Source organism: Thalassobellus citreus, from assembly GCF_044385915.1.
GTDB lineage: Bacteria > Bacteroidota > Bacteroidia > Flavobacteriales > Flavobacteriaceae > Thalassobellus > Thalassobellus citreus.
On sequence record NZ_JBISCC010000125.1, the window covers coordinates 303,652 to 326,936 of the forward strand.

Annotated in this window: 17 protein-coding genes; all 17 read right to left on the reverse strand. The window is 32.3% G+C overall.

Annotated features, from left to right (window positions below; translation table 11 throughout):
* Nucleotides 1-13: 13 nt before the first annotated feature.
* The 17 genes from ACH5TX_RS11775 to ACH5TX_RS11855 all read right to left on the reverse strand — a co-directional run bounded on the left by ACH5TX_RS11775 (nucleotide 14) and on the right by ACH5TX_RS11855 (nucleotide 23,279).
* The gene (locus tag ACH5TX_RS11775) at nucleotides 14-2,878 is read right to left on the reverse strand and encodes a TIM-barrel domain-containing protein (protein WP_439339696.1); all 2,865 of its coding nucleotides are present in this window, start codon (nucleotides 2,876-2,878) and stop codon (nucleotides 14-16) included.
* A gap of 682 nt (nucleotides 2,879-3,560) precedes the next feature.
* Complete coding sequence (locus ACH5TX_RS11780) at nucleotides 3,561-4,958, reverse strand: Gfo/Idh/MocA family oxidoreductase (RefSeq protein WP_439339697.1); 1,398 nt, start codon at nucleotides 4,956-4,958, stop codon at nucleotides 3,561-3,563.
* Nucleotides 4,959-5,011: 53 nt separating this feature from the next.
* Nucleotides 5,012-6,364, reverse strand: a complete 1,353-nt coding sequence (locus tag ACH5TX_RS11785) for a glycoside hydrolase family 28 protein (protein ID WP_439339698.1) — start codon at nucleotides 6,362-6,364, stop codon at nucleotides 5,012-5,014.
* A 323-nt stretch (nucleotides 6,365-6,687) separates the two neighbouring features.
* On the reverse strand, nucleotides 6,688-8,187 hold the full coding sequence (locus tag ACH5TX_RS11790) for an FGGY family carbohydrate kinase (RefSeq protein WP_439339699.1): 1,500 nt from the start codon (nucleotides 8,185-8,187) through the stop codon (nucleotides 6,688-6,690).
* Between the two features lie 27 nt (nucleotides 8,188-8,214).
* Nucleotides 8,215-9,186 (reverse strand): ABC transporter permease, encoded by a 972-nt coding sequence (locus tag ACH5TX_RS11795; RefSeq protein ID WP_439339700.1) that lies wholly within the window; start codon nucleotides 9,184-9,186, stop codon nucleotides 8,215-8,217.
* A 52-nt stretch (nucleotides 9,187-9,238) separates the two neighbouring features.
* Entirely contained in the window at nucleotides 9,239-10,759 is a 1,521-nt protein-coding gene (locus tag ACH5TX_RS11800; RefSeq protein WP_439339701.1) for a sugar ABC transporter ATP-binding protein, read from the reverse strand.
* Between the two features lie 4 nt (nucleotides 10,760-10,763).
* Nucleotides 10,764-11,387, reverse strand: coding sequence for a DUF2291 family protein (locus ACH5TX_RS11805; RefSeq protein WP_439339702.1), 624 nt, complete (start codon nucleotides 11,385-11,387; stop codon nucleotides 10,764-10,766).
* A 72-nt stretch (nucleotides 11,388-11,459) separates the two neighbouring features.
* Entirely contained in the window at nucleotides 11,460-12,425 is a 966-nt protein-coding gene (locus ACH5TX_RS11810) for a D-ribose ABC transporter substrate-binding protein (protein WP_439339703.1), read from the reverse strand.
* A 13-nt stretch (nucleotides 12,426-12,438) separates the two neighbouring features.
* Nucleotides 12,439-13,410: a transketolase family protein gene (locus ACH5TX_RS11815; RefSeq protein WP_439339704.1), complete on the reverse strand. Its 972-nt coding sequence runs from the start codon at nucleotides 13,408-13,410 to the stop codon at nucleotides 12,439-12,441.
* Nucleotides 13,411-13,414: 4 nt separating this feature from the next.
* Nucleotides 13,415-14,239, reverse strand: coding sequence for a transketolase (locus tag ACH5TX_RS11820; RefSeq protein WP_439339705.1), 825 nt, complete (start codon nucleotides 14,237-14,239; stop codon nucleotides 13,415-13,417).
* Nucleotides 14,240-14,268: 29 nt separating this feature from the next.
* Nucleotides 14,269-15,684, reverse strand: a complete 1,416-nt coding sequence (locus tag ACH5TX_RS11825; protein WP_439339706.1) for an L-fucose/L-arabinose isomerase family protein — start codon at nucleotides 15,682-15,684, stop codon at nucleotides 14,269-14,271.
* A gap of 31 nt (nucleotides 15,685-15,715) precedes the next feature.
* A complete protein-coding gene (locus ACH5TX_RS11830) occupies nucleotides 15,716-16,483 on the reverse strand; it encodes a DeoR/GlpR family DNA-binding transcription regulator (protein ID WP_439339707.1) in 768 nt (255 codons plus the stop codon).
* 191 nt (nucleotides 16,484-16,674) lie between these two features.
* Nucleotides 16,675-17,931 (reverse strand): bile acid:sodium symporter family protein, encoded by a 1,257-nt coding sequence (locus tag ACH5TX_RS11835; protein WP_439339708.1) that lies wholly within the window; start codon nucleotides 17,929-17,931, stop codon nucleotides 16,675-16,677.
* A 43-nt stretch (nucleotides 17,932-17,974) separates the two neighbouring features.
* Nucleotides 17,975-18,637 carry an aspartate/glutamate racemase family protein gene (locus ACH5TX_RS11840; RefSeq protein WP_439339709.1) on the reverse strand — a complete coding sequence of 221 codons (663 nt, stop codon included), beginning with the start codon at nucleotides 18,635-18,637 and terminating at the stop codon, nucleotides 17,975-17,977.
* Entirely contained in the window at nucleotides 18,634-20,016 is a 1,383-nt protein-coding gene (locus ACH5TX_RS11845) for a four-carbon acid sugar kinase family protein (RefSeq protein WP_439339710.1), read from the reverse strand. Before ACH5TX_RS11845 ends, ACH5TX_RS11840 begins: the two co-directional genes overlap by 4 nt.
* Nucleotides 20,016-21,260: a ribulose-bisphosphate carboxylase large subunit family protein gene (locus ACH5TX_RS11850; RefSeq protein WP_439339711.1), complete on the reverse strand. Its 1,245-nt coding sequence runs from the start codon at nucleotides 21,258-21,260 to the stop codon at nucleotides 20,016-20,018. Before ACH5TX_RS11850 ends, ACH5TX_RS11845 begins: the two co-directional genes overlap by 1 nt.
* A 462-nt stretch (nucleotides 21,261-21,722) precedes the next feature.
* Nucleotides 21,723-23,279, reverse strand: coding sequence for a RagB/SusD family nutrient uptake outer membrane protein (locus tag ACH5TX_RS11855; RefSeq protein WP_439339712.1), 1,557 nt, complete (start codon nucleotides 23,277-23,279; stop codon nucleotides 21,723-21,725).
* Nucleotides 23,280-23,285: the final 6 nt, after the last annotated feature.

Genomic DNA, 23,285 nt, shown 5'->3' on the forward strand with positions numbered 1-23,285 from the left:
TTAATTGATTAACCTATAATTTAACTGTTTGTTTAGTGCCGTTGTATTTGATAGTAATTCCAGTTGCATCATATTCAAATGCTTCAGGATTATCTTTATTAACAGCAACAACTATAAATTTTCTATTAGAAAGCATGCCTTTAAATTGACCTTGTCGCTCTCCAATTGTTAAGGTTTTATCTGCTTCACTATAATGAAATGGAATTTTAGCAAAACTGCCTTTTTCATAATTATAGTTTACATTCTCATCTTCATATAATTCAAATGTACCATCTTGCCCTTGATACACATATAAAACGATTGTATCGGCAGGTTTCTCATCGGTATACTGAAGTGCAGGACCTACAGGAATGATAGCACCCTCTTTTATAAACAAAGGTATTCTTTCATAAGGCGCTTCAACACTTAACTTTTGACCTCCGTTTATTTTTTTACCTGTATAGAAATCGTACCAATTAGATCCAGAAGGGAAATATACCTCTCTATTTTTTGCTCCGTAAGCATATACAGGATTTACCATGATTGATGGTCCAAACATAAATTGATCGCTTACATTTTCTACTGTTTTATCACTAGAAAAATCCATTACCAATGGACGCATAATAGTATAATCGTCAAAATATGTTTTACCCGCCAAAGTATATATGTATGGCATTAAACGGTATCTTAAATTGGTATAATATAAAATAGACTCGTATGCAGGATGTCCTTTAGGAGCAATATTCCACGCTTCTCTAAAAGGGAACTGTCCGTGCGATCTAAATAATGGAGCAAAGGCACCAAACTGATACCAACGTGCATTTAATTCTCTCCATTCTTTATAATCGGCAGATTCTTTTCCATTTTTATCAAATTGATTTTGTGCTGCTACATATCTATCTTCAACACAAAAACCACCAATATCCATAGTCCAATAAGGAATACCACTTACGGCAAAATTTAATCCAGCCGAAATTTGAGCCTTCATATCTTCCCAACGCGTTGCTATATCTCCACTCCAAGTTGCTGTAGAATACCGTTGTAAACCTGCAAAACCTGATCTTGTTAATAAAAACACACGTTTATTAGGAGCCACATCACGCTGACCGTTATAAATTGCTTCGGCATTCATTAAGGCATAAGTGTTAAAATATTCTGCTGCCGGCCCTAAGGCTGTTGGCCCTTGTAAAGATTTACGATATTCCATGTCTGTACAATCCAATACATTTGGTTCACTAGCATCCATCCACCATGCATCAATATTTAACGGATAATAATGTTCATGTATTTGATTCCAAAATAATTTCCTAGCATCTTTTGAATAGGCATCATAAAAAGACCCTATATATCCTGGACCTACCCAGTCTCTAATACTATCTTTAATGGCTTGTTGGTACATCCATCCTTTTTCATCAAACTCTTTAAAATGTTCTGTATTTTGGTAAAATTTTGGCCAAACAGAAATCATCATTTTTCCGTTCATAGCATGTATAGAATCAATCATACCTTTGGGATCAGGAAAACGACTTTTGTCAAATTCGTGACTTCCCCATTGGTCTTCTTCCCAGTGATTCCAATCTAAAACAATATTATCGATAGGAATATTACGATCTCTAAATCCTTTTAATGCTCCTAAAATTTCATCTGATGTTTTATAACGCTCTCTACTTTGCCAGTAACCCATAGCCCATTTTGGCATGATTGGAGATTTACCTGTTAATGTTCTGTATCCTTTAATAACGTTATCCATGTTATTACCAGCTACAAAATAATAATTCAGGTTTTTATTCATTTCACTCCACCATACTTGCTGCCCTTTTTCCTCTTCTAATTCTGGAGTTCTAACACGCAAACCACAGTAAGATTTCCCTCCGTTTGGTTTCCATTCTATTCGAATAGGCACACGTTTTCCTGCTTCTAAGTTCACAAGAAACTTGTAGGCATTAGGATTCCATGCTGTTCGCCATCTTTCTTTTATAACTAATTTATTATCAACATAGACTTTTATGTATCCTGCATAGTACAAGATGAATTTGTGTAATCCTGTTTCAGATGCTTCTATATCACCTTCATATAAAATTTCGGCATTTTTAAGCGGAAAGTTTTTAGGTAAATTTAAAATGCTTTTTTGATTTTCGAAGTAAACAGAAGGTTCTTTGCGAACCAGTTTTTTACCGCCTTCTTCTGGGGCTTCATAAGTACCTGTTAAGTTACCAAGAGCACCATTTTTGTCGTATAATTTAAATACGTTATTTAATTGTTGATATGGTCTACTATCTCCAAATCGACTTAAAGAATAACTATCCCATAATAAACCGTAGTTTTTATTTGAAACTATAAAAGGTACAGACACCTTGGTATTATATTGAAATAACTCTTCACTTTTACCTTTATAGTTAAATTCATCTGCTTGATGTTGACCTAATCCGAAGAAAGACTCATCATCAGGTGAGTTAAATATTTGACGAATGGAATATGCTTCTGTATCATCTGCCTTGAATGATGTAAACGTTTTACCTCCACCGTCTTTCTCTGCTAAAATTGTTTTACCATCACTATCTTTAAATTTAATGCCTCCATTTAATTTAGAAACAAAAACATTCAATTTTGACGTTGCTAAAACAATAGAATCATTTTGTTCATTTACCGTAAAAGGAACGGATCCTATTTTAGGCATGATAATTAAACTTGAATCTTTAGCGAATTCATTTTCTGGAGTCGCTGAAACATGAATAATTTCTTCTCCTAAAACTTCTAAACGGAGTTTTTTTACTTTACTAGTTTCACTAGATTTTAAAGATATAATAATGCCGTTATCAACTTTTTTAAATTGTTTTACAGAACAAGAAGCAAGTAGAATTCCTAAAAATAAACTTAGATAAGTTTTAGTTGTTTTCATTTAGTAGTTTAGTTGTTTTAAGTGTTTTTAGGGTCTTAGTTTATGACTTTTTTTTACAACACTTTTTAGTTTTAAAATCTAATATAAATTAAAAATCTTGCTAAAAACTATAACATAGTACTTATGCAACAATAGTTATAGCAATTGCTTCGAATGTTTTATTTATGCAAATTCAACACTAGCAAAAAACACCTTTTCAATAAAACACAAAAACCGATTGTAGACGTTTTTTTTTTAATCTGTTTAAATATTATTTACTTAAAAACATATAAGATATTAATGAGGACAAGTTAATATTTAGCATAATAAAACTCCTAGTACTATTTTGGCGATTCAATAAATAAAAAGAACATAAAAACATTATTTTATAATATAAAAATGACTTTAAAACTCTATTAAAATTATATATTAATTATTAATTACAAAAAGACACAGTAGCACTTTTAGAGCAGCTTAGATATCTGCAATAGAACCCAACTACCCCCTCTAGCTTAACAATTATTGTAGATTCGTTGCGTTTTGCAAATAACATCTATTAGGAGTATATTCATTTCTAAATACAACATTTTATAATTGATATTATATAATTTAAAATACATATTTATCTCATAAACAAAAATGATTCTAAATTAAATTAATAGTAATCTAGAATCATTTAATACTTAAAAAGACATTTAAAATCTTACTTATTTCTATTAGGCATAGGTTTTAAATCTGTTAAATCTTGAATTTTAATAGGCTCACCAGATTCTATACTTTTTCTAGCAGCAATTCCAATTATAGCAGACATAACACCATCTCTAATCCCTGCAGCTCTTTCGTAAGGATCTTCTGTATTAGGTGTTTTAAAAATTTTATCATGTAAACGTTTGTCGCCACCGCCATGTCCTCCTTTTTCATAAGGAACTTTTACGGCATCAAATTCATTCCAAAGTTTATGTACAATTATGGATTCAAAATTTGTTTCCTCCAAAGTATTTTGCTCCATTTCTTTAGCATGCATTTCTGCTTGATTAATTTTTGTTTTTTTATCATAAGGAATATCTAAAGAAGCTTCAATTCTTCCTTCTGTACCATTAAAAGCTATACGCCAACCTTCAAAAGGCGAATAGGTTGTTAAGGAATAATTAACCGTTACGTTATTAGCATATTTTATTTGAGCCGACATTTTATCATAAATATCAATTTCTTTTCTAAACAGACAATTATCTCTTATGTATCCATCGTGCTTTTCATTATCAACATAAAGATTCATAAGACGTTTATTTTTTGTGATATCATAAAAATAATCACAATCTGTTTTATGCTCGCAAGATCTACAGCTATCTCCTCTAAAAGGTCCGTTAGCTCCATAATGCTCTAAACTACCATAAGCAAAAACTTGTTCTGGATCTGAATCTAACCACCAATTTAAGAGATCAAAATGATGTGTTGCTTTATGAACCCATAAAGAGCCTCCTTTATCTTTTATACCATGCCATCGTCTAAAATAAGACGCACCATGATAGGTATTTAAATACCAATTAAAGTCTACCGATGTGATTTTACCAATGACACCACTTGCTAATATTTCTTTAATTTTTGTACTGTAAGGACTCCATCTGTAATTAAAACCGACAATAAGATTTTTATCAGATTTTCTTTCTGCTTCTAAAATTGCTTGCGCTTTATTTTCATCTGTAGTCAATGGTTTTTCGGTAAGCACATCGCAACCAAATTCTAAACCTTTAACAATAAACTCATGATGGGTAGAATCCATTGTAGTAACAATTACTAAATCGGGTTTTGTTTCTACCAACATCTTATCAAAATCAATAAATGTTGGACAATTAGTTCCTATATATTCTTTTGCATATTTTAATCTTCCTGGATTAATATCACTAAGTCCCACAAATTCTAATATATCAGAATACTCATCAACTAACCTTTTCCCCCAAAAGCTAGTCCCTCTAATACCTGTTCCAACAAGTACAATTCTAAGTTTTTTTGATGATCCAAAATTGAAAGCATTAATTGGAAAAGCACTATAAGCTGCTAACATACTTATTGATGCTAAAAAAGTTCGTCTTGAATTTTCCATATTTTATAGTTTAATGTTATAAATATTATGTGGGTTAGTTGGTGATTTTTTTTCTAATAGTTTATATTTTTAACGTTTTCATTTACAAGCCAAGGGCGTGAATCATTTAATTGAGTTGTTATTTTACAATTTTCAAATAAAACCTGATCTGTATGTCTTATAAAAAAACCATAAGCATTTGTATTTCCAAACTTACTACCTTCTGGGTATTTACCATCATACTCCATAACCGTTTGGTTGGTTGTATTTATACCTCCCTTTAGTTCAAAATCTAAACTTTCAAAAGTTATATTTTGAATATTATGCCCTTCAATACCAGTAATGATTGAAGGATATTGCTGTGTAAAATTAGTTCCTGTTATATTTTTAAAATGAATATTAGCAATAGCGCCTATTCTTGGTTTTCTATTAGGGACAGTACGTTTTCTATCTGCTAACAATACAAAAATAGCTTGACCACAATTTGTAATATTAGAATCTCTAATGTTTATATTATCAATAACAGCACCATCCATAGACTCTATTACCAAAGCTGAATTTTGATGTGCATTTTTCATGGTTAATTCTGAAATATCAAAATTCATAAAACTCCCTAATCCATCGGTTCCTAGCTTAAAACAATTTCCTGCATTTACATTTAACTTATCTAAAACGCACCTTCTAACCACAATATCTTTACAACCATATTCACTACCGCTTTTAAAACAAATGCCATCATCTTCAGATTGAATAAAACTATCTTCTATTAAAACATTATGGCAATCTACAATATCAATACCATCACGATTTGGTGTTAAATTCCCTGTATTTACTTTTATATTCTTAATAGTTATGTCATCAGACTCAATATACACCTGTGTCCAACAGGCAGGTTTAACAAGTTGAATATTTGAAACGGTTATATTTTTAGACCCGACAAAAGCAAGAATTGAAGGACGGTCTTTTTCGGTTCCAATTTCTTTTACATGCATCCACGGCTCATAATCTCCTTGACCGTTAATGGTACCTCCTCCTGTAATAGTAACATTACTTACTTTGTTCCCGTAAATCAATCTTCTTTGGCAGTCTTGCAACATTCTGTTAGGAAATTTTGTTTCAATAAGATGATGTGGGTAATGCGTTTCATCATCAGACTTAATACCTAAAACAGTTGCTGTTGAATCTATATTAAGGATTAAATCACTTACTAAAAGAAGTTGTCCTGTTAAAAAAACACCATCTTTTAATACAACCGTTCCGCCTTTATCTGCACAAACTGCAATCGCTTTTTGTATAGCTTCTTGATCGTTTGTAACTCCATCTCCTTTAGCTCCAAAATCATAAACATTATAAACAGTACTTTCTACTTTAGATGTACAACTTTGTGATATAATTACTAATAATACTATTAAAAAATATTTATGCATTTCTAATTTATTTTAAAGATATACTTATAAAAATAAGATAAAAAAAAAGGGAATACGCAAAATATTATTTTGTATCCCCTATTCTACTAAATGAAAAAAGAATCATAAAACAATTCAAATCTCACTATATACTAAAACTAATTAACTATAAAAGAATAAACTTCAATACAATTAGGTAACTAAGCTAATTACTCATTTATTCTCTTATTCAATTTTAATAAAATTTATCGTTTTAACCATCCTGTACTGTCCTGAAATTCGTAAAAAATAGAAATAAAAAGAAAAAATTCGAAGTTTTTTTAAAAAAAACTTTAAAAAAAATCTTATTGTTTTTTATTTTGAGTAATTTCCAACCAATTCTCATAGCCTTCCTGAGTAACACTACTATCTGAACTAGGACTATACTTTTTTATCATCTCTGAAGGTAACTTAGGAAAATCTTCAATTTGTTCCCATAACTTAACTCCTAAACCAGAAACAAGTGCTGCTCCCCATCCAGATACATCTGTAATCCCCATATTTACAATAGGTGTTTTTAGTAAATCTGCAATAAACTGCATTAAAAAGCCATTAGCTGTAATGCCTCCATTAACTTTTAATTCTTTTAAAGCCGTATTCGTTTCTTGTTCTATAGAATGAATAACATCTTTTAACTGAAATGCTATAGATTCTAAAGCTGCTCTTACAAGGTGCTCTTTTGTTGTACCAAAAGTAAGACCATGAATTGAGGCTTTCCAATCTTTTTGCCAATAAGGCGCGCCCATACCACTAAAAGCAGGAATAAGATAAACACCTTCATTCGTTTTTAAAGACGTTGCCATAGACTCTATTTCATTATGAGATGTAATAATATCTAATTGATTTTTCAACCACTCTAAAGTAGATCCACAACTAACAATTACACCCTCAATAGCATAATTTACTTGTCCTTCAATGCTCCAACCAATAGTGGTCAACATACCATTATTGGCTTGCTTATCTATATTTTCAGCATTCCACAAAATGGAAGAACCAGTTCCTAAAGTTGCTTTTGCCATACCATTAACAAAACACTCTTCACCAAAAAAAGCTGCTTGCGAATCTCCTATCATACCTGTTATAGGAAGCGGTTTATTAAAAACGCCTTCAAAAGTAGAATCTCCAAAATTATCTGAAGAAAAAGTAACTTCAGGCAGGTTTAAATTTTCAATTTTAAATGCTTTTAAAAGAGACGCATCCCATTCTAAATCATAAATATTATAAAACAACGTACGAGAAGCATTTGTGTAATCTGTTTTATAACTTTTTCCACCAGTAAGTTTATAAAGCAACCAAGTATCAACAGTTCCGAAAAACGCATTACCAGTATCTATTGCTTCTTTAACAACATCGTTGTTTTCGTATAACCAAGTTACCTTTGTAGCTGAAAAATAAGGATCTATTGTTAACCCTGTACTAGTATTTATCTCCCTTTCTAAGTTATTTTCTTTTAAACGCTCACACACTTCCACAGAACGTTTGCATTGCCAAACCACAGCATTATGAATAGGTTTTCCGTTATTATCCCATAACACAAACGTTTCCCTTTGATTAGAAATACCACAAGACACAATATTATTTTCTTCTCCTGGAAATTCCGCATTAAATTGATTGATACAATTTTTAACAGCATTTATAACCGATTGATAAATTTCTTGTGGATCTTGTTCTACAAAACTAGATTCAGGGTAATAAGACTTTAAAGGCTCGGTTGTTTTAATAACCACCTTTCCAAACGCATCAAAAATAATAGCTTTTGTTCCGCTAGTTCCTTGATCAATTGATAAAATATATGATTTTGACATGTATACTTTTTACTTAAAATAATTATTTTAATCTTCGCTCGGGTGATTCAATCTATCCATAATAACAGCTACTAAAATCACTAAACCTTTTATTATTTGTTGCCAAAAAGGCGATACGTTAAGCAATACTAAACCACTATTTAACACACCAATAATAAGCGCTCCTTGAACAGTTCCCATAATTGAACCTCTACCTCCGGATAATGATGTTCCACCAATAACAACTGCCGCAATAGAATCTAACTCATAACTCATACCCGCATTAGGTTGTGCAGAATCTAAACGAGATGTTAGAATAATACCACCAACCGCAGCTAAAATACCTGCTATGGCATACACCCATATTTTTACTTTATTAATGTTTATACCAGATAATCTTGCTGCACTTTCATTGCCTCCAATAGCATAAATATGTCTCCCAAACTTTGTTTTCTTAGTCAATATAACAGCTACAATAACCACTACCACAGTAATCCAAACAGGCATTGGTATTCCTAGAAACCAACCAGTTCCTATAAAAGCAAAATTATCTCCTAAGCCTGTTATTGGAAATCCACCTGTCCACAACATCGTTGCACCACGCGCAATGGTTAACATAGCCAATGTAGCTACAAATGGTGGCACTTTAAACTTAGTTATCATCCAACCGTTAAAAACACCTAGTATTCCACCAATAATAACACCTGCTAAAATAGCTCCAAAAACAGTAAATCCTATATAAGTATCGGTGGCAGGAAATTCTAAACCATATTTTAAAAGTCCTGCAGTTACCGCTCCACTAAAAGCTAACATAGAACCTACTGAAAGATCGATACCTTTAGTAAGTATAATTAGAGTCATACCTACCGAAATACAAACATTAATAGATATTTGCCTCGCAATATTCCACCCGTTTTCTAAAGTGAAAAACTTATCAGATAAGACAGTTAAAACAATACACAACGCTAATAGCGCTATGATTGATTGAAATTTTACTAAAGTAGATTTTACATCTGTCATTTTATGATCGTCTTATTTAGTTATTGTTTATATATTTTTTTTTACAAAAAAGCTATGAAGTAGCTGCTTTCATAATAACCTGTTCGTTTGCATTTTCTTGATTAAATTCTCCTGAAATTCTTGAATTACTCAAAACTAATATTCTATCTGAAATAGCCATGATTTCTGGAAGTTCAGAAGACACAACTATAATTCCCAATCCGTCCTTTGCTAAATTATTTATGAGGTGATAAATTTCATTCTTAGCATTTACATCAATACCACGTGTTGGTTCATCTAAAAATAAAACTTTAGGTGTAGTAGCAAGCCATTTAGATAAAACAACCTTTTGCTGATTCCCGCCACTCAAATTTTTAGAAAGCTGTTTTTCTGAAGGCGTTTTAATTTTAAGAGATTCTATATATTTTTTAGAAAGAAGTGCCTCTAATCTAGTATTTAAAAATCCATTTTTTACAACCTCATCAATGTTAGCCATACTAACATTTTTACTAATCTCCATCTGTAAAACCAAGCCATCTTCTTTTCTATCTTCAGGAACCAGTCCTAAACCATTTTCAATGGCATCCATTACCGATTTTATTTTCACAGCTTTATTATCAATAAAAACAGATCCAGACATAACTTTTGAGTGTAACCCAAACAACGTTTCAAGTAACTCTGTTCTTCCAGCTCCCATTAATCCAAAAACTCCTAAAACCTCTCCTTTTTTAACACTGAAATTGATATCTTTTATTAAAAAATTAGATTTATTATTTGGGTTTGGAAGTGAAATATTTTCTACCCTAAGAATTTCATCTCCAAACGGAACATCATCTTTCTTATATAGGTTTTTTATATCTCTACCAACCATTAAACGAATAAGATCGTCTTTATTTGCATCTTTTGCATTTTCAATAGTTCCAACCGTTTTACCATCTCTTAAACCAATAAATCTATCGGCAATAACAAAAAGCTCATCCAGTTTATGTGAAATGTATAAAATGGAAACATTGTCTTTTTTAAGCGATGCTATAATTTTAAAAAGAGACTCCACTTCGGTATCTGAAATCGCCGAAGTAGGCTCATCCATAATAACTATTTTAGCTTCCTCTAAAAGTGCTTTAGCAATTTCTATAAGTTGTTGCTCCCCTACTCGTAACTCGGAAACTAAGGTTTTCGGATTTAAGTTACAGTCTAAACGCATTAACAGTTCTTTGGTTTTCTGATTCATTTGTTTAGAATCAATAATACCAAACGCATTTTGTATTTCTCTTCCTAAAAAAATATTTTCAGCAATGCTTAAATAAGGAATTAAATTTAATTCTTGATGAATTATAGCTATCCCTTTTTGCATAGCTTCTTTTGGATTATTAAAGTTAACCTGCTCATTATTTAAAAGCAGTTTCCCTTCATAATCAGGATATACACCAGATAAAATTTTCATCAAGGTCGATTTTCCTGCACCATTTTCACCAACTATAACATTTACTTTTCCTGTATGCACATCAAGATTTACATCGTTTAACGCAACAACGCCTCCAAATTTTTTAGTAATACTTTTGGCTTGCAATAATATGTTAGGTTGATTTTCCAAAGTCTTAATTATTAATTTTTAAAATAAGTGGAATCACTCTTAACTCTTTTAAATCAGGCTTTTTTATATTGATTTTAGTTGCGCCTTTAAAATATATGGCATCACCTTCTTTTACTGTTTTTACAAAAGAAGGCACAATGGTTTCTCTCACAATATTGTTTAATTCAACTGAAATATTATTAAAATCCATCGTGTTTTGAAAAGTCCCAATATCGGCTAAAGCACTTCCATCTCTAATGGCATTACCAAAAATAAAATCGGTAGCAATCTTTATATTTTGTTCGTTATTCTCATTAAGTTGAACAATAACATTTTCTTCTTCAATAGAAAGAACTGTAGCATTTCCGTCCAAAATAAAATTATAATCATTACTAATCCCAAGCTTTTTCCCATTTTGCTCAGCATAACTTTTAACATCTTTTACTGCGTCTAACAAAAATTCACTTGTATTTATAGCTGGCAAAGCTTCTTTTTTATTAGCCATGAAATCACTTGCATATTCTTCGGCATTAAATACTAATGCCTCTTGCCCTTTTTTAACTTTATCTAATGATTCGAAATAAACAGAATTATAAAGAGACACAATTACAATAACTGCTAGAATAATGTATTTAATAATTTTCTTCATTTATATGTAAATTATATAAATTAATGCTTTATTTATGAAGGTTTAAAATCTTACTGAATATCCTATTTCAGATTAATTCTTTGAACCGTAAGCACCAAAATCGTTAATATTTTCTTGTGTAACTACTTCTACCTGAAGCGGTGTTTTTGCGCTAAAATCTCTTTTACCTTTTATGTATTCATCAGCTAGTTCTGCAGCAGTTCTAGCCATATTTTTAGGAGATTGCATAACAGTAGCCATAATTCTTTTATCGGCAATAGCATTCATAACATCATCTTCTCCATCAAAGCCAAAAATCATAACTTCTTTTTCTTTTCCAGCTGCTACTAATGCTTGATAAGCTCCCATAGCCATAGCATCATTTCCGCAAAAAACGGCATTGATATCTGGATTGGATTGCATCACCGATTCCAATTTATCCATAGCTATACTTCTATCAAAATCGGCACTTTGTTGCGACACCATTTCCAACTCAGGAAAATGATCTACTACACTATGAAACCCTTTTGATCGGTTCCAAGTATTATTATCGCCTACTAATCCTAATAATTCAACATACTTACCTTTCTTATTCAGTTTTCGAACAAAATACGCTCCCAACTCAACACAGCCTGAAAAACTATCTGAAATAATTTGAGATGTAGCCGCGTCTAAAGAATTAACTTCTCTATCCATACAAAAAACAGGAACACCCGCTGTTTTTGCTCGTTTTACGTTAGAAACCGACCCTTCTGAATCGGTAGGATTAAACAAAACCGCACTGTAGCCAGCTGCTATTAAATTTTCGAAATGTTCTGCTTCTTTAGATGTATTATTTTGAGAATCGAAGATTGTGGCTTCATAGCCTAATTCTCTGGCGCGTTCTGCAGCAGATTCTCCCAACACAACAAACCATGGGTTGTTTAAGGTTGAAATAACTACTGCTACTTTTTTAGGTCCATCATTTTTTTTATTATTACAACTAGATAATGTAAATAATGTGAGTAATAATATGATTAGATTTTGTGGTGTAAATAGTTTAGTTGGTATGTTGGTCATAAAAATCTAATTTTTAAATAACTAATAGTCCTTTGCAGGTATTATATAGTCCTTCTTGTGAAATACCATAGTGATTAAAAATTTCTACTTGAGAGCCTGTAACCGTATACTCGTCTGGTATTCCTACTATTTTAAACTTATTTTTGAATCCGCTTTGAAATAAATAAGATGCACAAGCCTCACCTAAACCACCATTAACCATATGTTCTTCAACAGTAATAATTGGTCTACCATTAGAAGCTAACTCTTTTAATAAACTAACATCTAAAGGTTTAATGGTATGCATACTTACAACCGTTGCTTTTACACCGTGTTTATCTTCAAGCATTTTAGCTGCTAACCAAGCTGGATAAACAGTTTCTCCTGTTGCTATAATTGCTATATCATCACCTTCTTTAACAACACGACCTTTTCCAAATTCGAACGTTTTATTGTCTTCATTTAAAAATGGCATGGCTTTTTTTCCATAACGCATGTAAATAGGTTTATCTGATTCTGCTGCTAAACGAACAGCTTGTTCTGTTTCAAAATTATCTGCAGGCGCTACAATAATTAAGTTATTTATAGCACGAAGTACTGCATAATCATGCAAACTATGGTGGGTTGTTCCTAAAGCACCATAACTAACTCCAGAACTAATACCGACTAATGTTACAGGGTTATCTGAATAACACACATCGTTCTTAATTTGTTCTAGCGCACGTGCACTCAAAAAACAAGCTGGAGATATTGCAAATGTTTTTTTACCTGCCGAAGCTAATCCTGCTGCAACACCTACTAAGTTTTGCTCTGCAATACCTACTTCAACTATTTGATTAGGGTATTTTTGTCCGAAAGGCACTAATTTCCCTGATCCACGAGAATCACTAGTTACGGTAATAATATTTTTATCATTTTCAGCTAAAGCTTGCATGGTTTCAGAAAAAACCACCTGATTAGCTTTACCCATTTTCAAATCTTTCTCTTCTATTTTATCTAACTCCATAACTTTAGATTAATGCTTCCGCTTCATTTAATTCTGACAAGGCTAATTCGTATTCTTCTGGTGTTGGTACACCATGATGCCATTTTAAATTGCCTTCCATATAACTAACTCCTTTTCCTTTAATAGTATGCGCTATAATAAAACTTGGTTTCCCTGGCTCTAAAGGCCCGCTATTTAAAGCTTCCTCTATTTCTTCAAGATTATGACCATCAACTTCTTTAACTGCCCAACCAAAAGCTTCTAGCTTTTCGTGAACCGAATCGGTATTCATCACTTCGGTATTACTGCCTGTTATTTGTTGTTTATTGTAATCTAGAATGGCATATAAATTATCTAATTTATAATGTGCTGCCGATAAAAAAGCTTCCCAGTTAGAACCTTCTGGTAATTCACCATCGCCTAACAAAGTAAATACACGATGTGTTTTATTATCTAATTTTGCTGCAATAGCTTCACCAACACATATTGGTAATCCATGACCAAGTGCTCCTGTGTTTTGTTCAACACCATTCACTTTTTTTGTTGGATGACCTATGTAATGTGATTGATATTTACAAAGCGTATCTAAATCGGACTCTGGAAAAAATCCTCTATCTGCCATTGTTACAAAAAGCGCTTCTACGCAATGTCCTTTACTTTGAATATATCGATCTCTATTTGGATTTTTAGAATCTGCTGGATCTACATTTAAAACTCTATTATACAAAACATTTAGCGTGTCTACACATGATAAACTTCCGCCAGTGTGTCCTGCCTTAGCTTTATAAATGTATTTAAGAAGATTTCTTCTTAAGAATACAGATTTTAATTTTAGTTCTTTATTCGTCATTCTTTCTAATTTATCAGAAATTTAATCGATTACCCTTTATGATTATAAATATCCCAACCCATATAATTTCCTAGAGCTTCTTCTAAAATTTTTCCTGTTTTTGAAGCATTCATTACAACATGGTGTTCAAAACCATTAGTACATACATGATTCATTAAACCTTGTAAGTCTCCTATTTTTGCAACAGCTCTATTTCCAAAAGTTTTTAAAGGATCATCTGTTAATTCACCTTCACCTATATATGCTTTTATAATTCCTTTAGGATCATCTGTACTAATTCTACCATAAGTAAGTGGCATTGCAGGCGCACGACCATCTAAAGCACCATAGGTGTTTTCAACACCAACACTAGTTCCTAAAATAGGCGCATTACTTATTTCAATATCTGGTAAAAATGATTTTGCCCAGTTTCCACAATGGAATAGCACACATTTTTCTGGATCGTCTGCATAATTATTATTCCAATCTACTAAAGCACTTGGAGACCCCGATGCTAATTGCATAGCATACATACTTAGAGTTCCTGTAACATCTACTTCACAAGCCGATGGCATCATATTTTCTGACATGATACTCATACTTGTACACACGTTACAACCAAAATTTTGTTGTAAAGATGTCCAACACTGAATAGCTGTAGCGTCTAACTCATATTCCTCTACATATTCATTTAAAACCACATCTAACTTTGCTATTTGCAACATCGCTTCATTAGGCGTTTTTCCTTTTGAAGCATATGCATTAATACTTTCTAAATGTCTTTTTACAGAAGCATCATCTTTAGTTAATTTATTTGCTTTTCCTAGTATTTCTGATAAATCTACCGTAGTAACAGTAATACCATTTCTTTGTAATATTTTTTCTGAATAGCGCACCGTATTAAAAGCACCTGGTCTTGCTCCAACAGCACCAATTCTAACATTTCTTAAACCTTTTACAACACGACAAACAGCAACAAAATCGCTTAAATCTTTTTGAAAAACAGGATCTGTTGGATGACAAACGTGTTGGCTAGTTAATGAATATTTTATACCATATTGATATAAGTTATTACATACCGATATTTTACCACACCAAGAATCGCGGCGATTAACCACATTCATTTTAGATAATTCATCTGGATAAGCTTGCACTAATACTGGCACGTTTAGGTTTGCTAATTTTAAAGTATCTGCAACACCTCTTTCATCTCCAAAATTTGGCAAAAGCACTAAAACCCCTGCTAACTCAGCACTATGCTTTTTAAACAGATTCGCGCATTTTTGAGAATCTTTATAAGTTTCAACACCACCTAGTTTGGTATCTGTTGTTTCTAATAAAACTGGTTTAATGTTTAATTTTGAAAATACTTCAAGAATTTCTGTTCTTGCTTTCTCAACTAAACTATCAGGAAAAAAATCACGATTTCCTATTATTATCCCTATACTTAATGCTGACTTTGACATTTTATTTTTATAAATTTTAATATTCTTTTTATTAAGCTACTATAACTTCAATTTCATGACGCTTAAATACTTCCATATCTTTTTCTTCTATTCCAGAATCCGTAATGATATAATCAATTAATGAAAGTGCTCCTAAACTAGCTAAAGCACTTTTACCAAACTTAGTATTATCAGCCACCAAATAGGTAATATCAGCGGCATCAATCATAGCCTTTTTAACGACCAAATCACTAATACTAGGATAGGTTAAACCTGATTTAAGAGAAACTCCAGCTGTAGCTAAAAATAACTTTTGCACATTTAATCCTTTAAAAAAGTCTGCTGCTTTTTGCCCTGTTAAAGACAATGTAGGCGGCTTAAATTCACCTCCCGTCATTATAACTTCAATCCCAGGCTCTGTACCTAACATTAATGCTATATTTAAAGCATTCGTTATAACCGTTAAATTTTTAAACCCAATTAGTTTCTTTGCTATTTCTGTAGTTGTACTACCAGAATCTAAAATAATAGTATCTCCTACTTCAATATATTCAAGACATTTAAGAGCTATCGTTTCTTTTAATTCTAAGTTTTCTTGATGAACTAAAGAACAGTTTTTAACATTATCTTCAATATTCTTTAAAAAGGCACCTCCGTGCTCTCTAACAATTAAGCCTCGTTTTTCTAATTTTTCTAAATCCTGCCTTACTGTTACCTCTGTAACTTTAAATAATTTAGCCAAGTCTACAACTTTTGCAGACCCATCTTCTTGGAGAAATTCAATAATTTTTTCTCGACGCTTGTTTGGTAATATTGCCATTATACAAATAAAAGAAAATTATCATAAATAAACGAAAATTTAAAAGGAAAAATTCAAAAAAGAGGAAACAACAAAGTCACCTTTTTTCACATTTATTTATGATGATTAATAAAATTTTGGAGAAAAGTTACAATAAATTATTTAGTCTTCTTTTAAATAAACACCTGTTAACATAAAACATTTACTTTCTATTAAGATTCTCGCCTTTTACGCCAAAAGTTAGCTAATAAAGAACCTGAAATGTTCATCCATGGACTAAACACAGCAGCGGCTAGACCTAAAGTTGCTAATTTACCCATAGAACCTGCTAAACCAGAAGCCATACCTCCATTTTGCAACCCAACTTCAAAAGCTATGGTTTGACTTTTCACTTTGTCCAAGCCCCCTAATCTACTCAACCAATACCCCAAAAAGTAACCTGCGCTATTATGAAGTATGGCTGCTACAAAAAGTAAAACACCAATTTGAATTAAATTATCTCTACCAGCAGCCGTAGTAACTAAAGTAAAATAAACGATACCAAACATAGAAAAATAGGGCATAAATTTATCTACATTGGAATACGCTTTATATAATAAATGATATAAACTCCCAACAACAAAAGCAGCTGCTAAAAAGTTTACAATTTCCAATGCATTACTTGTTGAGCTGGCTCCTGATAATTCTAAAGAATTTCTGAATAAAAAGACTCCAACCAACCAAATACCAGATAGTATAGATAGGTAGTTGATTTTTTTTCTTATTCCTGATCCATATATTTTTAAAGCATCATGAATCATAGCTGCTAAAAGAGGCACTAATACTATTTTCACAATACTCATCATCATACTAAAAAAATCAATTTCTATGAATGTTCCAGCAAATGTTTTCATAAGCAAGGTTGTCATTATTGGTGCTGTTAAAGTTGAAATAGCTGTTACAGTAACCGATAAAACCAAATCGCCTTTAGCTATATATGTCATTACATTTGAAGCCAATCCACTACTACAAGAGCCTATTAAAACAATACCTGCGGCTATTTCTGGTTCAAAACCAAAGGTTTTTGCTATGGTAAAACCAATAATTGGCATGATGGTAAACTGTGCTAATAAACCAATAAGCACTGCTTTACCAAATTTTCTAATACTTGTAAAGTCTTTTATACTCATTTGAGTACCCATACCAAACATAACCAACTGTATAATTATTAGAATAAGCCATTTATTACGTAAATCGAAACCTCCAATATTTAAGAAAAAATCTGGAAACAATAAACCAGCAAATACAGCGGCAATTATCCAAAATGTATATTGATAATCTTTTAAAGCTTTCAATGATCCAGCCCCAATAGCAAAACTTGAAATCATTGAGAGTAGTCCAACTTTCCATACCAATTCATTGTCTTGAATAAATCCGAAAAGAAAAACGACTAATAATAGAGGGGCTAACCAAAGAAAATATTTACGCATTGTGGTGGTGGTTTTAAATTAGTTTAGTTATTGGTACTTTTTTTTAAAAGTATACCTCAGCCAATTTCTTCATAGCAATAGCTGGACTTGCTAAAATAGGCACTAACTTTTCATCTGCACTTAAACCATCTACCACACGCGCCATAGATGCTTGAGCTAAAACAATAACATCAACCTCTTTCATTAATTCTTTTAATCCGCTAGCAACCATTTCGTCATGCTTTGCGCCATCACCACTCATTAATGCTTCAAATGCACCTTCACATAATTTTGAAGTAATAGTTACATCCTTACCTGCAACCTCAGCTCTTCTTTTAACCAAATCGCTTGTTGGTTCTAAAGTTGTTGGTAACGTAGCAATAACACCAATTTTGTTACTAATTTGAACTGCTTCATCAGCCATAGCTTGATCGACTCTAATTACAGGAACATTACATAAAGTTGCTGCGGTTTCAATAGCAGATCCTATTGATGAACAAGTTGCTAAAATAACATCGGCTCCAGCAGCTTCTGCTGCTTGAATATGACTTACAACTCTTGCCGCTGTATTTGGTGTTAATTCATTCTTATTTATTACATCTTTAATCACACTATCATCAACAATATTAAAAGTATCAGCACCTGATATAAACTCATTTGTTAATTGCTGAAATATTGGTACTAATGTTGCCGATGTGTGTACAAAACCTAATATTTTTCTCTTCATAACTTTTCTCCTTTTAAAACTTTTATAAAATAATTATCGGTTCCTACTTGACCGCCTTTAAAATTTAATTCTAATCCGTTTACAAATTCATCATCTGAAATTGCTTTACACAATGGAGCTCCTGGAGCTAATGGCGCAATCATTTCAAGCGCAGAAATATTTAATTCTGAAGCTGCATAACTTGAGGTATCGCCTCCTGCCAAAACTATGCGTTTTATGTCAATTTCTGAAACGATCTTTTTAGTAATTTGACCAATAAGACCTCCATAAATTTTACTACACTGTTTTTGAATGGCTTCTTCTGCTAAGCCTTGAGTTTTAAAATACTGCTCTGTTTCATCAATACGAGGATCATTTGGCCCTATACTCGTATGCATGATGGTGCTTTTTCCTTTATTGAAATTGGCAACAACTATGGCGACTGCATTTTTGATTATTTCTGAATGAAATTGAGCATCAACCGCTTTACTTTCTAGAGCAATTTGTTCAAATCCGTTATCGATAGCGTATTCAATTTGTTTTGCTGAAACAGGCGAACAACTGCCTGACAACACCAATATTGGACCAACTTCGCCTAAAGATTTAAACACTTTAGATTCACCAATAATATTTAGTTGTTTCCATGCAAGTCCCAATGCCATTTCTATACCAGACGACCCTACCGAAAACACTGTTTTATCGTTAGCTAATTGGTGAAATACCATCCCAATAGTTTTTAAATGTTCTTTATTGAAACTATCAAAAAATAAAATATCTTTTGAATTTTCTTCTACTTCTTCCAAGACAGAAGCTACCCCGTTTTCTATCGTATTTAAATTTACAAGTCCGATAGATTTAGATGTTTGTTTTGCTAAATGAACGGTTAAATTGGCTTCCGTTGCAGGTGTTACAGGATGCTTACTCATCGATGGATGTTTATCAATTCTATAAATTTCACCATTTCCAAAGGTTCCCATTTTAGCAAATAAATTACCAAACACACAATACCTTCCTAAATGTGGTGCTGAAGGAGAGACCATCACTGTTTTTTGATTAAAAACCTCGCTCCCAATTTCTATGGCTTTACCAATATTACCAACATGTGGTGCTGAATCAAAAGTTGAACATACTTTATAATGAAAATGCGCAGGTTTAAAACTATTTAAATTTTTAAACACAGGTATTAACTCTTGTTCCATTTCATCAGGTGATAGCGATCTGCTTATACCTGCCAACCCAATTGCTTGAATACCTTCAAACTTACCTAAGTCCTTTTGCTCTGGCATTTTTAGGAATAAAACTGTTTTCACACCTGCTAATGTTAAAAACTCTAAAGCATCTGTAGAACCCGTGAAATCATCACCGTAAAATGCTAATAGTATTTTATTTTCCTGACTCATTATTTAGAAAATTTCTTAACCGATGCGGCAAATTCTTTATGTTGACTTGCTGTTTCTTCAATAGACAAGCCATTTACTGCGCCTTCCCATGCTTGTTGTAATGCATTCACACCAGCTTTTGGTCCCATTGGATGTGCCAAAATGCCGCCTCCTGCCATATACAATAAATCTGTTGTTTGTGTTCTTCTATAAGTTTCCATGGCTTGTCCACCCCATTGCCCTGAAGATACTACTGGTAAAATTTCGTGTCCGCCTAAAAAAGGTTTTAAACAAGCGTTTATTGATGTTACAACAGAATCATCAGATTCCCAAAATTTATTTTGAATGCCATTTACATGCAATTGATCGACACCTGCTAAACGTTGTATTTTTTGATAAGCTGGAAACTCTATACCCAACATAGGGTGTCTGTTTAACATGCCCCAACCATTTCTATGCCCATGAATAACTAACTGTCCTTTATCACAAAGTTTCTTCGTACCTGCCAAACCAACACTATTTATGCTAATCATGGCACAACTACCACCTTCGTTAACTATGAGGTCATATTTGCGTTGCATAGCGTCAATTTCATCAGAAATATTGAATGCATACATCACCTTTTTTCCTGTTTTCTGCTCATTATTTTTAATCACTTTCATAATCGCTTTAACTCGCTCATCAAAAGGAGAATTTGCAGCAGAACCCATTAACTCATCATCTTTAATAAAATCGATACCCGCATCAATTAATGTTTGTACCAATGTTGCCGTTTCTTCAACCGACATGCCAATACTTGGTTTTATGATGGTTCCAATCATAGGGCGTTCACTACCTACACCACAAGATGCTTTTGATCCTTTTATGCCAAACTGCGGCCCTTTATAATGATTTTTAAACGTATCTGGCAATTCTAAATCCATTAACTTTAAGCCCGTAAACTGGGTAATTTCATAAAGATTCCCCTGTAAAGTACTAATTAAGACAGGCAAGTTATAGCCAAAATTCTCAATGGACCAACTTACTTTTACTTTTGCTTTTTGATATTTTTTACCAGGAATCGTACCACCTGGAATAGAAGGCGCATCAACCACATCCAACAATTCAATATCTTCCACTCGAGCTGCAAAACGCTGTTTTAACGCTTCTGTTTCACCTGGCACAGAAACAAAGGTACCTGAAGATTGTTCGCCTGCTAATACTGCAGCTGCTTGTTCTACAGTATACGGTGTTTCTATAAGATATTCAGCAAAAATTCTTTCCATTATATTTTGTTATTCTGTTTTTAAACTATTTCTATTAGCAATAACTAGTGTGCTTTTTTTATTAACTTAACAATTAACTATTTTAAGTTTAAATATATGCAATATTGCTAGTTTAATAATTTTTAAGTGCTAGTTTTGAGCGTCGTCCAATTTCATAAACCTTTATTCTTTTAACAAGTATGATGTCAAAAATGCTATTTAAAGCAGCAAATCACTTATGCTTCTATTAAACTAACTAGTTTAAATAATTAAGTTTAATTTATTTTTTTATTAATTAATAAGCAAGCTTGTCACAATTAAAAATATTATAAATCACTAATCTTAAAAAAAGAATCGTCCGGATTCTAACTTTTTAAGTTTCCGGACGATTTTATAAAATTAAACAATTAAACTAACTCTAAAAAACTAGCATAAATAATCAGAGTTGTACTCTATAAATACTGTTTTGGTATAAATTTATAGTTAATTACTACCTGTTAAATACCCTTCATTTTGATCAAGCTCAGGATTAGCATCTAATTCAGACTGTGAGAATGGAAACTTGTAATTGTAATCTTTAAAAACCATGACATTTCCATTTGTAGTTGGCATACCATCTAATTTAGATTTAGCAATTTTCCAACGCTTAAGATCGAAATAACGATGACCTTCCAAAGCAAGTTCAACCCTTCTTTCATTTCTTATAAATTCTCTCAGAGAACTTTGATCAGAATAAATTCCTTGATCTACAGCTGGCATATTCACACCTGTTCGACCACGCACATCATCTAAAGCTTTATAAACAGACTCATCAGGACCACTAACCTCATTTTTAGCTTCAGAATACATTAAAAGCACATCTGCATATCTTAAATATACTAAGTCATTATATGATTCAAAAGCATCGTCTGGAGTTAATGGTAATAAATTAAGATCCACGTACTTTTCCATTACAAAACCTGTAAAAGAAGAAAAAAGAGGAACATCATTAGGCCAAGACTCTCCTGGCAATTTTACAGTCATATCTAACCTAGGATCTCTATTAGCATAATTAGCAGAAGGCAAAGAAGTTGAGCTTGGATCTTCCCCATTACTCATTTGATAGGCATCTGCTAAATCAGCAAAGGGTTGTATGTAATATTGCTGGCCCAATTCTAGATATAAACCTGCTTGAACCGGGCTTATTCTATGCACATCAATAGCACTATATTTAGTTGAAAACAATATCTCACGGTTTACACCAGGATCTGATTGACCACCTCTAAGAAAAATATCTTTATAACTATTAGCTAATTGAAATTTTCCGTCGTCAATCAAAGTTTTCAATACATCTGCCGCATCAGCCCATTTTTCTTGGGTTAGTAATACCTTTCCTAATAATCCTTGAGCACTTCCTTTTACAGCGTGACCGGAATATGTAATGTCTGGTAAATTTGAAATAGCAAAATTCAAATCATCCTCAATCACTTGATAAATTTCCGAAGCATTACTTTTAGGTACTTGTATGTCTTTAAGGCTTTTAGGAAACGTGGTGTATAGAGGTGCATCACCCCATAATTGCACAATATCAAAATAAGCCAAAGCCCTTAAAAACCTAACTTCAGCCTTATATATATTTAGTTCACTTTCAGTTAAAAGAGGATCCGCAAGTGCATTATCTGCATTATCAAGAAAATAATTAGATGCAGTTATAACCTTATACGGTTGCTTATACATATTTTCTAGCGCTTCTCCAGAACCTGCATTAAGCGCTCCAATAGTCATTTCATAAAGATTTTGCTGTTCAAAATTTGTTATTGCATTAGAGGCATTATCAGAAAGACATTCAAAATAAACCCTCTCATATCCTAAAAAATTTTCTGTTAAATTCGCATATACTCCAGCTAAACCTGTTATAACTTGCTCTTCAGTTTGCCAGAAAGTCTCACTTGACAAACTATCTAACGGATTCTTTTCTAAAAAATCTTCATTACAAGAAAATGTTATTATTACTAAAATAACATTAATAATCCCTTTCGATATTTTATTATTTATTTTCATAATCAT

What these genes read in the sequence shown, in the direction of transcription:
- ACH5TX_RS11790 (WP_439339699.1), bottom strand. Translation starts at nt 8,187, where the DNA reads ATGTCAAAATCATATATTTTATCAATTGATCAAGGAACTAGCGGAACA.
- ACH5TX_RS11835 (WP_439339708.1), bottom strand. Translation starts at nt 17,931, where the DNA reads ATGCGTAAATATTTTCTTTGGTTAGCCCCTCTATTATTAGTCGTTTTT.
- ACH5TX_RS11795 (WP_439339700.1), bottom strand. Translation starts at nt 9,186, where the DNA reads ATGACAGATGTAAAATCTACTTTAGTAAAATTTCAATCAATCATAGCG.
- ACH5TX_RS11780 (WP_439339697.1), bottom strand. Translation starts at nt 4,958, where the DNA reads ATGGAAAATTCAAGACGAACTTTTTTAGCATCAATAAGTATGTTAGCA.
- ACH5TX_RS11830 (WP_439339707.1), bottom strand. Translation starts at nt 16,483, where the DNA reads ATGGCAATATTACCAAACAAGCGTCGAGAAAAAATTATTGAATTTCTC.
- ACH5TX_RS11805 (WP_439339702.1), bottom strand. Translation starts at nt 11,387, where the DNA reads ATGAAGAAAATTATTAAATACATTATTCTAGCAGTTATTGTAATTGTG.
- ACH5TX_RS11850 (WP_439339711.1), bottom strand. Translation starts at nt 21,260, where the DNA reads ATGGAAAGAATTTTTGCTGAATATCTTATAGAAACACCGTATACTGTA.
- ACH5TX_RS11840 (WP_439339709.1), bottom strand. Translation starts at nt 18,637, where the DNA reads ATGAAGAGAAAAATATTAGGTTTTGTACACACATCGGCAACATTAGTA.
- ACH5TX_RS11810 (WP_439339703.1), bottom strand. Translation starts at nt 12,425, where the DNA reads ATGACCAACATACCAACTAAACTATTTACACCACAAAATCTAATCATA.
- ACH5TX_RS11775 (WP_439339696.1), bottom strand. Translation starts at nt 2,878, where the DNA reads ATGAAAACAACTAAAACTTATCTAAGTTTATTTTTAGGAATTCTACTT.
- ACH5TX_RS11845 (WP_439339710.1), bottom strand. Translation starts at nt 20,016, where the DNA reads ATGAGTCAGGAAAATAAAATACTATTAGCATTTTACGGTGATGATTTC.
- ACH5TX_RS11815 (WP_439339704.1), bottom strand. Translation starts at nt 13,410, where the DNA reads ATGGAGTTAGATAAAATAGAAGAGAAAGATTTGAAAATGGGTAAAGCT.
- ACH5TX_RS11825 (WP_439339706.1), bottom strand. Translation starts at nt 15,684, where the DNA reads ATGTCAAAGTCAGCATTAAGTATAGGGATAATAATAGGAAATCGTGAT.
- ACH5TX_RS11785 (WP_439339698.1), bottom strand. Translation starts at nt 6,364, where the DNA reads ATGCATAAATATTTTTTAATAGTATTATTAGTAATTATATCACAAAGT.
- ACH5TX_RS11855 (WP_439339712.1), bottom strand. Translation starts at nt 23,279, where the DNA reads ATGAAAATAAATAATAAAATATCGAAAGGGATTATTAATGTTATTTTA.
- ACH5TX_RS11820 (WP_439339705.1), bottom strand. Translation starts at nt 14,239, where the DNA reads ATGACGAATAAAGAACTAAAATTAAAATCTGTATTCTTAAGAAGAAAT.